Origin of the sequence: Exiguobacterium sp. RIT594, assembly GCF_003339585.1 — a bacterium.
Lineage (GTDB): Bacteria > Bacillota > Bacilli > Exiguobacteriales > Exiguobacteriaceae > Exiguobacterium_A.
Map to the genome: position 1 here is coordinate 339,635 of NZ_QPKF01000001.1, position 13,312 is coordinate 352,946.

At 47.0% G+C, this 13,312-nt stretch carries 12 protein-coding genes; 9 read left to right on the forward strand and 3 right to left on the reverse strand.

Annotation, left to right across the window (positions count from 1 at the left end; all coding sequences use genetic code 11):
- Positions 1 to 85 precede the first annotated feature (85 nt).
- A complete protein-coding gene (locus tag DVG79_RS01700; protein ID WP_114595204.1) occupies positions 86 to 1,066 on the forward strand; it encodes a hypothetical protein in 981 nt (326 codons plus the stop codon).
- 33 nt (positions 1,067 to 1,099) lie between these two features.
- Here DVG79_RS01700 and DVG79_RS01705 read toward each other — a convergent pair whose 3' ends face one another.
- The gene (locus DVG79_RS01705) at positions 1,100 to 2,359 is read right to left on the reverse strand and encodes a BaiN/RdsA family NAD(P)/FAD-dependent oxidoreductase (RefSeq protein ID WP_114595205.1); all 1,260 of its coding nucleotides are present in this window, start codon (positions 2,357 to 2,359) and stop codon (positions 1,100 to 1,102) included.
- A gap of 184 nt (positions 2,360 to 2,543) precedes the next feature.
- Between DVG79_RS01705 and DVG79_RS01710 the strand changes: the two genes are divergently transcribed.
- Together DVG79_RS01710 and DVG79_RS01715 are read left to right on the forward strand one after the other, a co-directional pair.
- The gene (locus DVG79_RS01710) at positions 2,544 to 4,208 is read left to right on the forward strand and encodes a putative polysaccharide biosynthesis protein (protein ID WP_114595206.1); all 1,665 of its coding nucleotides are present in this window, start codon (positions 2,544 to 2,546) and stop codon (positions 4,206 to 4,208) included.
- Complete coding sequence (locus DVG79_RS01715) at positions 4,195 to 4,914, forward strand: pseudouridine synthase (RefSeq protein ID WP_114596536.1); 720 nt, start codon at positions 4,195 to 4,197, stop codon at positions 4,912 to 4,914. Before DVG79_RS01710 ends, DVG79_RS01715 begins: the two co-directional genes overlap by 14 nt.
- A 41-nt stretch (positions 4,915 to 4,955) precedes the next feature.
- On the opposite strand, the gene DVG79_RS01720 is transcribed toward DVG79_RS01715, so the two are convergent.
- Both DVG79_RS01720 and DVG79_RS01725 read right to left on the reverse strand, forming a co-directional pair.
- On the reverse strand, positions 4,956 to 5,588 hold the full coding sequence (locus DVG79_RS01720; protein ID WP_114595207.1) for an SDR family oxidoreductase: 633 nt from the start codon (positions 5,586 to 5,588) through the stop codon (positions 4,956 to 4,958).
- A 109-nt stretch (positions 5,589 to 5,697) separates the two neighbouring features.
- Complete coding sequence (locus tag DVG79_RS01725; protein ID WP_012371138.1) at positions 5,698 to 5,916, reverse strand: DeoR family transcriptional regulator; 219 nt, start codon at positions 5,914 to 5,916, stop codon at positions 5,698 to 5,700.
- A gap of 306 nt (positions 5,917 to 6,222) precedes the next feature.
- On the opposite strand from DVG79_RS01725, the gene pepV reads away from it, so the two are divergent.
- The 6 genes from pepV to DVG79_RS01755 all read left to right on the forward strand — a co-directional run bounded on the left by pepV (position 6,223) and on the right by DVG79_RS01755 (position 13,308).
- The gene (pepV, locus tag DVG79_RS01730; RefSeq protein WP_114595208.1) at positions 6,223 to 7,620 is read left to right on the forward strand and encodes a dipeptidase PepV; all 1,398 of its coding nucleotides are present in this window, start codon (positions 6,223 to 6,225) and stop codon (positions 7,618 to 7,620) included.
- Between the two features lie 90 nt (positions 7,621 to 7,710).
- On the forward strand, positions 7,711 to 8,856 hold the full coding sequence (locus tag DVG79_RS01735; RefSeq protein ID WP_114595209.1) for an MFS transporter: 1,146 nt from the start codon (positions 7,711 to 7,713) through the stop codon (positions 8,854 to 8,856).
- 5 nt (positions 8,857 to 8,861) lie between these two features.
- Complete coding sequence (gene thpR / locus DVG79_RS01740) at positions 8,862 to 9,374, forward strand: RNA 2',3'-cyclic phosphodiesterase (protein WP_114595210.1); 513 nt, start codon at positions 8,862 to 8,864, stop codon at positions 9,372 to 9,374.
- Positions 9,375 to 9,387: 13 nt separating this feature from the next.
- Complete coding sequence (locus DVG79_RS01745) at positions 9,388 to 10,254, forward strand: hypothetical protein (protein WP_114595211.1); 867 nt, start codon at positions 9,388 to 9,390, stop codon at positions 10,252 to 10,254.
- Positions 10,255 to 10,278: 24 nt separating this feature from the next.
- A complete protein-coding gene (gene pulA, locus DVG79_RS01750; RefSeq protein ID WP_233494504.1) occupies positions 10,279 to 12,453 on the forward strand; it encodes a type I pullulanase in 2,175 nt (724 codons plus the stop codon).
- Positions 12,454 to 12,504: 51 nt separating this feature from the next.
- Positions 12,505 to 13,308 carry a phosphotransferase family protein gene (locus DVG79_RS01755; RefSeq protein WP_114595213.1) on the forward strand — a complete coding sequence of 268 codons (804 nt, stop codon included), beginning with the start codon at positions 12,505 to 12,507 and terminating at the stop codon, positions 13,306 to 13,308.
- Positions 13,309 to 13,312: the final 4 nt, after the last annotated feature.

The window sequence follows — 13,312 nt, forward strand, 5'->3', positions numbered from 1 at the left end:
TATCTCCGTCGCAAGTCCGCTTTTTTTTTAGGGCGCCTTCTGCTAAACTGAATCAGAAACCGAGACAGAAAGGCGATTTGTGTAAATGAAACGAACTTATATAGTCTATACAACGATTTTTGCCGTCGTCTCCGGTCTGATCCTTTGTGTGGCCCTCGTCTTTTCACGACCTGAGACCGTCGCACAAATCAAAGAGACGTTTGCAAAAATTGAGACACAATCGAAACACCAGGCAGCAGTCAAACAAGTACCACCGAAAACACCGTCCTCGATTCCAAATCCGGAAGAACCGTTGATCAAGAATGTCCAACAGATGCTGTACGATGATTCAATTGGTTCTTACCTTGTCGTAACGGAAGATTATCACTTTTTTGAAATCAGCGGGACCGGAGAGCGGATCAATGCTTCGTTCCAAATCGAAGATGAAGGCAAGTTGATGCTGTCGGGTGTTGACGGGATGACGCTCGTTGACGGCGAGACCGTCGCCTTATTGACATCTAATCAAATTCTCGTGACCGTCAAACGGGAAGAGGGCGTCTGGAAAGAAGACAAGCGAGAGCGGGTAGCCGGTACGACAATCCGTGACAGCTTTCACGGACTCGGTTATGACGTCAAGAAAAAACAATTTTATACGATTAATCACATTCGCTCGTTAGCGCGAAGTGAATTGACGTATTTCACGACGAAACAAGATGAAATCAAGATTGAGAAAGATGCCACTGCAAAAGAAATACGCGCCTTGAAGAAAAAACAAAAACCACCGTATTTGACGATCGTGGCACGAAAACGGATCGATACGGCCGACGGCATGCGCAGTGATGCGAAAAAAGCGTTCACGGAAAACTTCCGTCCGATCGGTTTGGCCGAGCGGCAAGGGCGGATTTATACGTTGGATTCGGAAGCCTTATTCCTGTATTCGATTGACACGAAAGATGTGACAATCACAGGGGAATCAGCGAGTCCGAAAGTGTACGGGGCAGAAGGAATATTTGTTCAGGACAATGAGTTGTTTGCACTCATCCAAACGGATAAATTCTCGAGCCGTTCGTTTACACCAATCGACTAAAAGGCTAGCTCCGTGTAGGAACTAGCCTTTTTGTCATAATGCAGTCAGAGCAGCGTTCGTTCCGGCACAATGTCCGGTTACAAAAGCGGCTGTGATATTATAACCACCTGTATAGCCGTGAATGTCAAGGATTTCACCGGCGAAAAAGAGACCGTCCGCTTTTTTCGACATCATCGTTTTCGGCTGGATTTCCTTAATCGAAACGCCACCCCCGGTGACAAACGCTTTATCAAAGTCGAGTGTTCCTACTGCTTGTAGCGGGAAGCGTTTGAGCGTCGCTAACAGTTGGGTGAAGTCCTGTTTTTTAATTTGCGTACACACTTCGTCACCAAAACCGATCCGGGTAAATAACAGATCGAGTAGCCGTTCCGGAACAAATCCCTTTAACGCATTCCGGACGGTCTTCTTCGGATTAGCGGCAAGCGCGGCTTGGAATCGTTCCGTCAACGCACCGATTGATTCATCCGGGAACAAATCGATCGAGAGATGGACGACTCGTTCACCTGATCGCTTTCTTTCTTTAATCGTGTACTGGCTGCAACGTAACGCAATCGGACCGCTCAGACCGAAATGCGTGAACAGGAGGTCACCGGTATGCGTTTTAATGGGTTTGTCTTTTTTACCGTGAACCGTCAAAGCGACGTCACGTAATGAAAGACCTTGCAATGTCTTTTCCTGAATGAACGTATCGTTCAGTAAAATCGGAACTTCGGTCGGAAAGAGATCCGTGATTGTATGACCGGCTTTGCGTGCCCAGGGATAACCGTCACCCGTTGAACCGGTATGGGGAACCGATTGTCCGCCGACAGCGACGACACAACTCTTGGCTTCAAGGCGGGTTCCGTCAGCAAGTAAGACGGCTGCGAATGAACCGTCCGGATGAAAGTCGAGGGTTGCGACTTCGGCATTGATTTGAATTTCGGCACCGTGTTGACGAATTTGATCAATCAACACACGAACGACATCGGCCGCTTTATCGGAAACGGGGAACATCCGTCCATTGTCCTCTTCTTTTAGGGCGACACCAAATCCTTCGAACAGTTCAATGATCGATTCGTTATTGAACTGTGAAAAGGCACTATAGAGAAAACGGCCGTTTCCCGGAATCGATTGAACCAATTCTTCCAGTGGTTTACGATTTGTGACGTTACACCGACCGCCCCCTGAAATCGCCAGTTTTCGTCCAAGTTTACTTCCTTTATCGAGCAAAAGCGTCTTCGCGCCTGCTTGTAACGAGGCGAGCGTTGCCATTAAGCCGCTTGGGCCGCCTCCGATTACGATTACATCATACATGTGGTCACCTCATTTGTTGGATTCTGCTTGTTTCACTTTAGCAGAAGTTTGTACTGTAAACAAACCGTCTCTTTCTTTTATGGAAGCTGAGCGGTATAATGATTTGCAATTGTGCAAGAGAGAACTTGTATATTGAGACGTTTATTGAGTCAAGAAAAAATAGAAAGTGCGAGGAAGGTTATCCATGTCGACTGTGAGCAAAAAGCAAGAAACTTCATCCAGTAATACCGGATTCGTTCGTGGAACGATGCTGTTGTCCGGTGCATCACTCATTTCCCGTGCCCTTGGTCTGATTTATCTGTTTCCGTTTCAGTTCATGGTCGGAGCGACGGGAATCATGTTTTACACGTATGCCTATAATTATTATGCCATCATGATTGGTCTCGCAACAGCCGGTATTCCGGTCGCCGTTTCGAAGTTCGTCGCAAAGTATAATGCGATGGGGGAATATGACACAAGCGAACGATTATACCGATCCGGATTAAAAATCATGTCCATCACCGGTGTAATATCCTTTCTGGCCTTATTTTTACTGGCTCCGTATTTGGCGCACCGGGCGATACCGGGAGGAGATGTCGATTCGGCTTCGTATGTCGATGCTGTCACGATGACGATCCGCGGTGTCAGCTTTGCCTTGATTCTGATTCCGGCGATGAGTATGACTCGGGGTTATTTCCAAGGTTATCAATCGATGGGACCCACAGCGATTTCGCAAATCCTGGAGCAAATCGTGCGAATCATCTTTTTACTGGCCGGCGTCAGCATCGCGATTTATTTGTTTGACACGGATGCCGCGTGGGCAGCGACGATTGCGACGTTCAGTGCCTTTATCGGCGCAATCGGCAGTGTTGTCGTGCTCGTTTATTATTTCCGAAAACGTGCCCCCGGTTTAAAAGCGTTACGCGATGGTCAGACGACAATCTCGCCGGATCGTCCGTTAGCAGGACTGTATAAAGAATTGCTGACGTATGCGATTCCGATCGTCATGGTCGGGTTATCGACACCTCTTTATCAGGTCATTGATCAAAACACGATGAATGCGGCTTTACAAAGTATCGGTTACACGTTGGAAGCAGCCGGAAATGCAACCGCCTATCTGATTGCAGATAGTCATAAGATTGTCCTGATTCCGGTTTCGGTCGCGACAGGGTTATCCTTATCCGCGACACCACTGTTGACGGCCTCGTTTACACAAGGGGATATGCGGAAAGTCCGGAAACAAATCTCGCAAATCTATCAACTGGCCTTTTTCGTAACGATTCCAGCGGTCGTCGGTATGATTTTGCTGAGTGAAGAGACATTCCATGTCTTATTCCCGAAAGATCAGGCTGCATGGGTCTACTTGTTGAGTTATGCACCAAGTGCGTTGTTCCTTGCGCTGTATTCCGTCACCGCCGCCGTATTGCAAGGTATCAACCGGCAGTACTTCACGATTGTGGCGACATTGGCAGGATTGCTGACGAAATATCTGTTGAATGCTCCCCTGATTCACTGGACAGGAGACGGAACGGGTGCCGGATATGCAACGATTCTCGGATACGTCGTCGCGACGGGATTGATGTTCTTCAGGATTACGCAAACGGTCCAGTTCCCGTTCAGTACGGTCTTACGCCGGACGTCACTGATCATGATCATTAGTGCCATCATGGGTGCGGGCGTCGCGCTTGTGAAATGGGGATTATCGGTCGTGCTTCCTGCTACGACGGTTGGTTCGCTCGTCATTTTAATCGTCGGAGCAGGAACCGGAATCATTGTCTTTGCAGGTCTTGCCATTTGGAGCGGATTAGCGGAAGCTGTATTAGGACGAAAATTTTCAATGAAACGAGGACGAGGAAATGCGTCTAGATAAATTACTTTCGAATATGGGGGCAGGATCCCGAAAAGAAGTAAAACAATTACTCAAGTCGGGTGCGATTCAGGTTGATGGCGAAATCGTCTACGATCCGAAACAACATGTCGATACAGAAAGCCAACAGGTATTACTGTACGGCGAACCGGTCACGTATCAAAAATTCATTTATTTAATGATGAACAAACCGCCGGGCGTTATCAGTGCGACTGAAGATAAGCGGGATCAAACCGTCATTGATTTATTGTTTGAAGATGTGACGTACTTTAAACCCTTCCCGGTCGGACGACTCGACAAGGATACGGAAGGATTGTTGCTGTTGACGAATGACGGATCCTTCAATCATGCGTTGATGTCACCAAAGAAACACGTTGAAAAGGTGTATTATGCGGAAGTCATCGGTACGCTGACAGAAGAGGACGTGGAAGAAGTCGCAGAAGGGGTCACGCTTGAAGACGGCTATAAAACAAAACCCGGCAAGCTGGTCATCCTGGAAGCGACGGACGAAACGTCTACACTCGAGCTGACGATTACCGAAGGGAAGTTCCATCAAGTCAAACGGATGATGCTGGCTCTCGGAAAAGAAGTGACGTATTTGAAACGCTTGTCGATTGGACAACTGCCGCTCGATCCGACACTCGAAGCAGGCGAATACCGGGAACTTACACGTGGTGAGTTAGCCCTGTTCGACTGGAAACCGGAATAAAACAAAGGACGCGCTTCGAAAAGAAGCGCGTCCTTTGTTGATTATTGATTCCGAAGCGCTTCTGCGATCGGGAACGGACCACTGAGTACTTCAAACTGACGAGTTTGAGTCGGATGGTCAATCAATGTGACGAACAGAGCCGCAATATCATCCCGTGAGACTTCGCGTCCTTCATAGGAATCAAAGTGTTCTTGTGTCTCGATCGTGCCGCTCGGCTCATCATAGCTGAGTGGACCCGGACGGACGATTGTATAATCAAGACCGCTGTCTTTTAAATGGCGGTCCGCTGCACCTTTTGATTCGAGGTAAACTTTCAAATCACCTTGTGGATGATCAGCACCAACTGAACTGAGCATCAAGAAGCGTTCGATTCCGTTTGCTTTTGCCGCATCGATCACTTTAATGGCACCGTCTTTGTCGACAGCACGTGTCAATTCTTCCGAAGCACCACCGGCACCGGCTGCGAAAATGACAACGTCGGCATCCTTGACGACCTCTGTAACATTCTTCGTCAAATCACCGAGGCGGACTTCAGAAGCACCAAGTGCAATCAAATCATTGATTTGATTTTCTTCCCGTACGACGGCAATGGCTTGATGCTGGCCCTGTTTGCCAATCAATTCCACCATTTTCCGACCGGTTGTTCCGTTTGCTCCAATAATTAAAATATTCATATGCTCATCTCCTTCTCAAACTAGATATACCCTGCCTGAAAAAAAAATAACAAAAAAAGACGCGAAGGATTCGCGTCGTAACAGAAAATAGTGTGAGGAAACATCTTAATCAGCCGGCTTGTCGTTGTTTTTTACTTGATGTCCAAGTACCGCGTCTTGGGCTTACAATGAGGTTGTTGTATTCGAGCACATTCAAGTCGCGCTGGACGGTCCTTGACGTAATGCCGAACTCTTCAACCAAGTCTGCTGTCGTAGTAGCTCCGTTCTCATTGATATAGAGATAAATCGATTTAATCCGGGTCAACATACGGTCTGTAGAATCTTTCATTGGTATAACCACTCCCCCAATGGATAGAATAGTGTTCTAAAGCTTCGGGTGACAAAAGACGATGATTAATTAAGTTGTTTCGCCTTTAGTATAACTCTTTTAATATAGAATGCAAGTAATTTAACCGAACGTTTGCAAAAATAACACAAACTTTTAATAGCCAATGGCGAATGAAAAGTTTTTTTTATCTTTTAATGTTCGTTAAAAACGCAATAAAAAAAGTTTTAGTATTTTGGATGTTCGTAATTGTCAAATTTTCGCTATACTTAAAGATGAACGAATCAGCGGATAAGGGAGAGAAGTCATATGGTCAATTGGAAAGAAGAAGTCATGGCACGACGCGAAGATCTTTTAGTTGATTTAAAGGAATTGTTACGCATACCGAGTATTCTCGATGAAACAACGATTCAGGAAGGAGCTCCATTCGGAACGGAAGTCAAACGTGCGCTCGATTGGATGCTGGCGCTCGGGGACCGGGATGGATTCATCACGAAAAACGTTGGTGGATATGCGGGTCACCTTGAATATGGTCAAGGTGATGAATTACTCGGTATTCTTTGTCACTTGGACGTCGTCCCGGCGGGCGGGGACAACTGGACGTACGGCCCGTTTAATCCGACATTGGCTGACGGGAAATTGATCGCGCGGGGTGCGATTGATGACAAAGGACCGACGATGGCAGCATATTATGCCTTAAAAATCGTTAAAGAGTTGGGACTTCCGCTTTCAAAACGGATCCGTCTGATTGCCGGTGGGGATGAAGAAAGTGAATGGCGCTGTGTGAATCATTATTTCAAGCATGAGGAAATGCCGACGCTTGGATTTGCACCAGATGCTGATTTTCCAATCATCAATGCGGAAAAAGGATTATATGACGGATTACTGATTCAAGGTAAACCGGTTAAAGCCGCGGATACAGGTTACCAACTGATTCGCTTTGAAGGCGGGGAACGTCCGAATATGGTACCGGGTCACGCGACAGCTGTGGTTCATGTCGCTGAGCGGGGGACGATCGAAGAAGATTTCCATCAGTACCTGGAGAAGCAAGGTGTGACAGGGACAATCAAGGAGACAGCAGAAGGACTTGTCTTTGACGTTAAAGGTGTTGCCGCCCATGCGATGGAGCCGGACAACGGGAAAAATGCCGCCCTTCATTTGGCGCGTTTCTTGCATACCCTTCATTTGGATTACAACGGACGTCGTTATCTCGAAATGATCGTGCACATGTTCCGCGATTCACGCGGTGTTGCACTTGGAGTGGCGGCATCTGATGAGACAGGCGACCTGACGATCAACGGTGGAGTGTTCCGTTACGAAAACGGGCAAGGGACAGCGTCAATCAATATTCGTTATCCTTACAGTGCCGATTTCACAGAACGGTTGCAATTGATTAAAGAAGCCGCAATTGCATACGGATTCGAACTCCAGACACGGACGCATATGCCGCCCCATCACGTCGATCCGAACCATGAACTGATCCGGACGCTCAGTGCGGTTTACGAACGGCAAACGAATCAAAAGGCCGACTTGATTGCGATCGGCGGCGGAACCTATGCCCGTTCATTGACAGCAGGTGTCGCATTTGGACCGGTTTTCCCGGGTGGACCGGAAGTCGCGCACCAGGTGGATGAGTATGTTGATTTTGAAGAACTCTTATTAGCCGTTGCCATCTATGCAGAGGCGATTTACGAATTGGCGAAATAAGCATCAGTGCATCTTAAAAAAATAGTATAACGAAATGAATCCCCCGAATCCGTTGTGATAGGGGGATTGATTCTTGAAGGAGACTCAGTTGTGATCCATCGTCAAAAATATCATTTTCAAGCCCTTTATTTTTTCATCTTCTTTGGGCAAGGTGCACTTATTCCATATTTGGCACTCTATTTTTCCAATGATGCCTTTCAATTATCGGCATCCGAAATCGGAACGATTGTTGCAGTAGGTCCAGTGTTATCAATTGTTTTACAACCGGTATGGGGCATGGCGGCAGATCGCTTCGGACGACCGAAACGTCTGTTGTTAGTGGCTTTACTCGCTGCGGGGCTCTTAACACTGAGTTATTTATTGACGTCTGTCTACTTATTCCTGTTATTAATTTCTTCACTTTGGGCATTGTTCCAGTGTGCACATATTCCGCTTGTCGATACGTTGGCCATCGAATTTTCAAAAAGAAAATCAGTCGACTACGGAGCGTTACGCTTATTTGGTTCCGCCGGTTTTGCACTGGCTGTCTTTATCCTTGGACAGGTAACGGAACGAGGATCACTCGGTGCGATTTTTTATGCCAGCGGAGCTGCGCTTGTTCTTGGATTCCTTGTGTTGATCGGAATTGAAGAAACGCCTGTTTCGACCGTCGAGCGTGAACATATTCCATTAAAATCATTATTTTCAAACAAACGTTTTTTACTGTTTTTAGCAGGTGGAAGTTTAGTATTCGGACCGATTTTTGCGAATAACTATTACTTTGGAAGTTATGTGACGATTCGCGGGGAATCAACAGCGCTCGTCGGTACACTGTTTTTTGTCGCCGTCTTATGCGAAATTCCGTTCATGCGTGTTGCGACGCGTGTCATGATGCGGTTTGGACCGATTCCTGTCCTGGTGTTCATCTCTGTTTTATCCGCGGTACGGACAGGGATACTGGCGCTTGAGCCGCCGATTTTTACTCTCTGGATATTGGCGGCATTACAAGGGTTCATCATCGGCCTGTTGATTCCGGTCGCACTTGAGTATGTTCGCTCGCTCGTTCCGCCTTCGACAGTGGCGACGGCAGTCAGTACATATATGGCGACGACGACCGGTCTTGCGACGGCATTGTTTAATTTAATGAGTGGGATTGTTTTTGATCAATGGACCATCTATGCCGTATTTTGGGTATATACAGGTAGTAGCTTGTTAGGTGCTTGTTTGTATCTGGTCAGCTCAAAAATCAAGGAGTGATCCGTATGCAAAAACACTACTTCATCGCTATCCCGGTTGCTGATGAGACGTTGGCGCGATTCGCGTCTTCCCTGAAACTTGGACGTTATTACAAAACGGTGTACGAACCAGACGAGTATCATCTGACGCTACGTTTTTTAGGAACGCTGACAGAGGACGAGTTGAGAAATTGGCGGCGTCAACTGACGGAAATTGCTCAGCTAACTTCTGCTTTTACCTTGAAATTAGATCACCTTGAACGGTTTGGACTAGCCGAGCGGCCCCGTGTTTTTGCCGTCGGACCGGCACATGAGGAAAAACTGTTTCAGCTCGCCCGACGGATTGATCCGGATCCGGCTAAACCGTTTGTTCCGCACATTACTCTTGCGAAGAAGTGGAATCAAGAAGTATCGCTCCATCCACCCGAACAAACACCTGGCGGCAGCTTGAATGTCAAAGAAATCGTTCTGTATCAGATTTGCCCCGACGATCAGCCGCGGTATCAGGCAGACACACGATTTCCATTTGGGAAGAAATAACGAGGTGATATGATTGGCATTACTGATGAAACTTTATGATTTAGAAAGCCGATATGAACGAAATCCCCTGGAAGCTTCGAAGCGTTTCAAAGAACAACAGCGGGTGGATTATGCGAATGTCCTAAAAAAATGGGAGTCGGGTGAACTGTTTCCAGGTGAGACGATCATCCGGCCGAAAAAATGGTGGCAGCCTTTTAAAAAACCAGAGATGTTTCAAGTGCCGGGAAAACAAATCTCAAAGACGGCGTTTGATAAATGGTATAAAAAGCGAGTAGAAGTCCAAAAATTAATTTACGTGGCGGGCGGAGCGACGGAAGAAGACATCTGGCGCTTGCCTTTAAGACGCCACCTTGACTTTTATCAAATGTTGCATCTCTTAAACGATCAATTCGGCATGTTTTATCGTGCCGTCATTCAATACCAGCAAGGAGAGGTTGAACTCAGTCCGTTTGTCGTAGGACCTTCTGCCATCTATATACTGGACTGGTTAGACGGGGAAGAAAGTATCTATCATATCAAGCGAAACAAACTGTGGCGGGAACAACCCTTTAAAGCCCCGCCGAAAAATATCGTCAATCCATTAATCAGCTTAAAACGGACGGAGGATATTCTGCGATTGATTCTAGGTTCCGAATTCATGTTACCAATCGAACGTGTTGTCATTGCATCGCAAGGTTACTTCGATCAAATTCCGAAAGAGACAACGACGACGTATGTCAGTAAGGTGGACTTCACGGATTGGCTACGGAAAATGAATTTGTCGGCTGTGCATACAAAAGCTTTTCAAATGCGGGTATGCGAACAGATTTTAAAAGAAACGGTTTCGGTGACCTTTCAAATGGCGCTGAACAGTCAAGAAAACGGGCGGATTCAAAAATAGGGAGGGAAGCGGCAAGATGTTCGCTTGTCGCGTAAACAGATGGTAAATAATGAATCGGAAACGCAGCAAGTCGGATTGTGTTCAGTTGAGTTCGTGACATTTCAAACCATTCTAATGGAGACGACGACACAAGTTGAGCAAGGTGAATTTTTGCTCGTCTGTGATGGTCAGCCGATGAACTATTTCATTGAACGTCGAGAAGATACGGACGGAACAATCAAATTGACACTGCTGCTCGACCGGGCGGTTGAAGTAGAACGGTGTTATGAAATCATCTTACCCGATCAGAAACGATTCCGTGTATTGCCGAACCGGATTGTCCGAACGGCGGGATTCGACCGCAAATACAGTTATGAAGGACCTTTAGGTGTCGTCTATGACACGGAAATGATTTCATTGTACGTCTGGTCACCGCTGGCGGAACGGTTGGAGTGTATTCGCTACGATCAAGCCGGTGTCGAAATCGACAGCAGGGACTTCGAACGGCAAGAACGTGGGGCGTATCGTTTAGTAGTTCCCCGAACATGGGAAAACAGCCGGTACCGTTACCGGGTCACGACATATCAAGGAACACATGAAGTCGTCGATCCTTACGCAAAGGCAGTCAGCGTAAATGGACAGTTTGCTGTTTTGCTTGATGTCGAGCAAGAAATCAACCGGCAGTTTCCGCATCGACAGAAACGACCGCTGTTGATCAAACCGACAGATGCCATCATTTATGAAGCGCATATCCGAGATTTTACGATTGATTCGTCTTCCGGCTCGCATCATCCCGGACAATACACGGGGATGACGGAAACAGGAACCGTTTCACCGGAAGGACGTTCGACAGGCATTGATTATTTACTTGAGTTGGGGGTGACCCATCTTCAATTGTTACCGGTTCACCTGTTTACGACGACAGAGGAAGTCAGTCGTCTTCCTTATAACTGGGGATATGATCCTGTTCAATGGTTTTCACTGACCGGATGTTATGCCAGTAACCCGACCGATCCGAAAGTCCGGATTCTTGAATATGTCGAGATGATCGAACAGTTGCACGCGGCAGGAATTCGGGTGACGTTTGATGTTGTCATGAATCATGTCTATATTCGGGAACAATCCGCACTCGAACATCTGGTACCGGGTTACTATTTCCGTTATGAAGTGGACGGGACACTTGCCAACGGGACAGGTGTCGGGAATGATACGGCATCGGAACGGTTTATGATGAGACGGATGATTGTTGATTGCCTGACGTATTTTGCGGACATTTTTCAGGTGGATGCTTTTCGTTTTGACTTGATGGGGATTCATGATGTTGAGACGATGAACCATGTCCGGGCAGCATTAGATCATATCGACCCGACCATTCTTGTTTATGGAGAAGGCTGGGATTTGGCGACCCCTTTACCGCAACGTCAAAAGGCCATCAGTTCAGTGGCTTCGCAAATGCCTCGGATCGGTCATTTTAACGATGTTTTCCGGGATGCGTTAAAAGGTTCGACGTTCAATGAAACGGATTGTGGTTTTGTATCGGGTAATGGTTGGTGGGAAGGGGAAGTGCGAAACGGGATGGCCGGGAGTATCACATTGGACGGTCAAACGACCGGGCGGTTTCCTGAACCGACGTATTCGATCAATTATGTCGAGGCGCATGACAACCATACCTTGTATGATAAGTTAGCGCTCGCCCGACCGGATTTGGATGAAGTGACCAGGTTACAAATGAGTCGACTGGCTCAAACGATTATTTTTTTAGCAGCTGGTATTCCGTTTATTCACGCCGGACAAGAGTTCGGACGGACAAAACAAGGGGTCGAGAACAGTTACAATGCACCTGATGCGATCAATCGGATGGATTGGACGTTACGCGATCGCCATGCGAATATGGTCGAGTATTTAAAAAATATCTTACAAATCCGTCGGATGCACGGAGGATTCCGGTTACACCGAGCCAATCAAGTGCAAGAATTGATGCATTTTTTGCCGATGCATCCGGGTGTCATCGCCTACGAAGTAGAGGCCGTTCATTCATATGATGCCTGGCAACGGACGCTTGTCGTTCATAATGTGACGTTTGAAAAGATTGAAATTGCGCTCGATCATCCGAGATGGAATGTACATGTCCGCGGAAATGAAGCATCCGTTACGCCACTTGAAAAGGGTGTTTCGCAGATCACGGTCCTTCCGTTGTCAACAACGATCGCCACATGTTAAGATAATCATTGTGCCTTAAGGCAAATCTACTAAAAAGTTGAGCGGATTATAATGGAATTAGATATTTTAGATGCGCTTGGCGAAGGCTGGACCCTTACGCCAGCAGGCGGAATCACGGGAGAAGCATATATTGCCTCGACAGGGCAGTCAAAACTCTTTTTAAAACGAAACTCCTCGCCATTTTTGGCGATTTTATCAGCGGATGGAATCGTACCGAAGCTGCTTTGGACGAAGCGGATTTATAGCGGAGATGTCATCAGTGCCCAGCAATTCATTGAGGGGCAAGAACTGGAACCGGAAATGATGGAACGGCCGGAAGTCGCAAGGTTGCTCGGAAAAATTCATGACTCCAAGGAATTGCTGTTCATGTTACAACAACTGGATCAGCGTCCGATCGAACCGGATGAACTTTTACGGCAATGTCGGCTGTATTTTCAACCTGCTGAACTGGAACAACCGGAATTGATTGAGCAGGCAATCGGCTATCTGTCAGAACAATTACCTTTTGTTAGAACGGACGAGCAAGTCGTTTGTCACTCGGATTTGAATCATAATAACTGGTTGGTCGGAACAGATGGACATCTGTATCTCAATGATTGGGATGATGCCATCATCGCGGATCGTGCTTATGATCTTGGAATGATGTTATACAGTTATGTCGACGAAGAGTGTTGGCCGGAATGGTTTGCGAATTACGGACATCCGTTGACGGCAGATCTGAAACAGCGGATGTATTGGTATGTCGTGGCTCAGGCGGTACTCTCGATTTATTGGTATGAAGATACCGTGCATCCTGATGCAGCAGAGAGTTATCTTTTCTTGGCCCAACTGCTCGAGATGGAGCAGGAAGATTAAATCA

Bases quoted from the DNA above. Each gene is read 5' to 3' on its own strand.
- DVG79_RS01700 (WP_114595204.1), top strand. From the start codon at position 86: ATGAAACGAACTTATATAGTCTATACAACGATTTTTGCCGTCGTCTCC.
- DVG79_RS01705 (WP_114595205.1), bottom strand. From the start codon at position 2,359: ATGTATGATGTAATCGTAATCGGAGGCGGCCCAAGCGGCTTAATGGCA.
- DVG79_RS01710 (WP_114595206.1), top strand. From the start codon at position 2,544: ATGTCGACTGTGAGCAAAAAGCAAGAAACTTCATCCAGTAATACCGGA.
- DVG79_RS01715 (WP_114596536.1), top strand. From the start codon at position 4,195: ATGCGTCTAGATAAATTACTTTCGAATATGGGGGCAGGATCCCGAAAA.
- DVG79_RS01720 (WP_114595207.1), bottom strand. From the start codon at position 5,588: ATGAATATTTTAATTATTGGAGCAAACGGAACAACCGGTCGGAAAATG.
- DVG79_RS01725 (WP_012371138.1), bottom strand. From the start codon at position 5,916: ATGAAAGATTCTACAGACCGTATGTTGACCCGGATTAAATCGATTTAT.
- pepV (WP_114595208.1), top strand. From the start codon at position 6,223: ATGGTCAATTGGAAAGAAGAAGTCATGGCACGACGCGAAGATCTTTTA.
- thpR (WP_114595210.1), top strand. From the start codon at position 8,862: ATGCAAAAACACTACTTCATCGCTATCCCGGTTGCTGATGAGACGTTG.
- DVG79_RS01755 (WP_114595213.1), top strand. From the start codon at position 12,505: ATGGAATTAGATATTTTAGATGCGCTTGGCGAAGGCTGGACCCTTACG.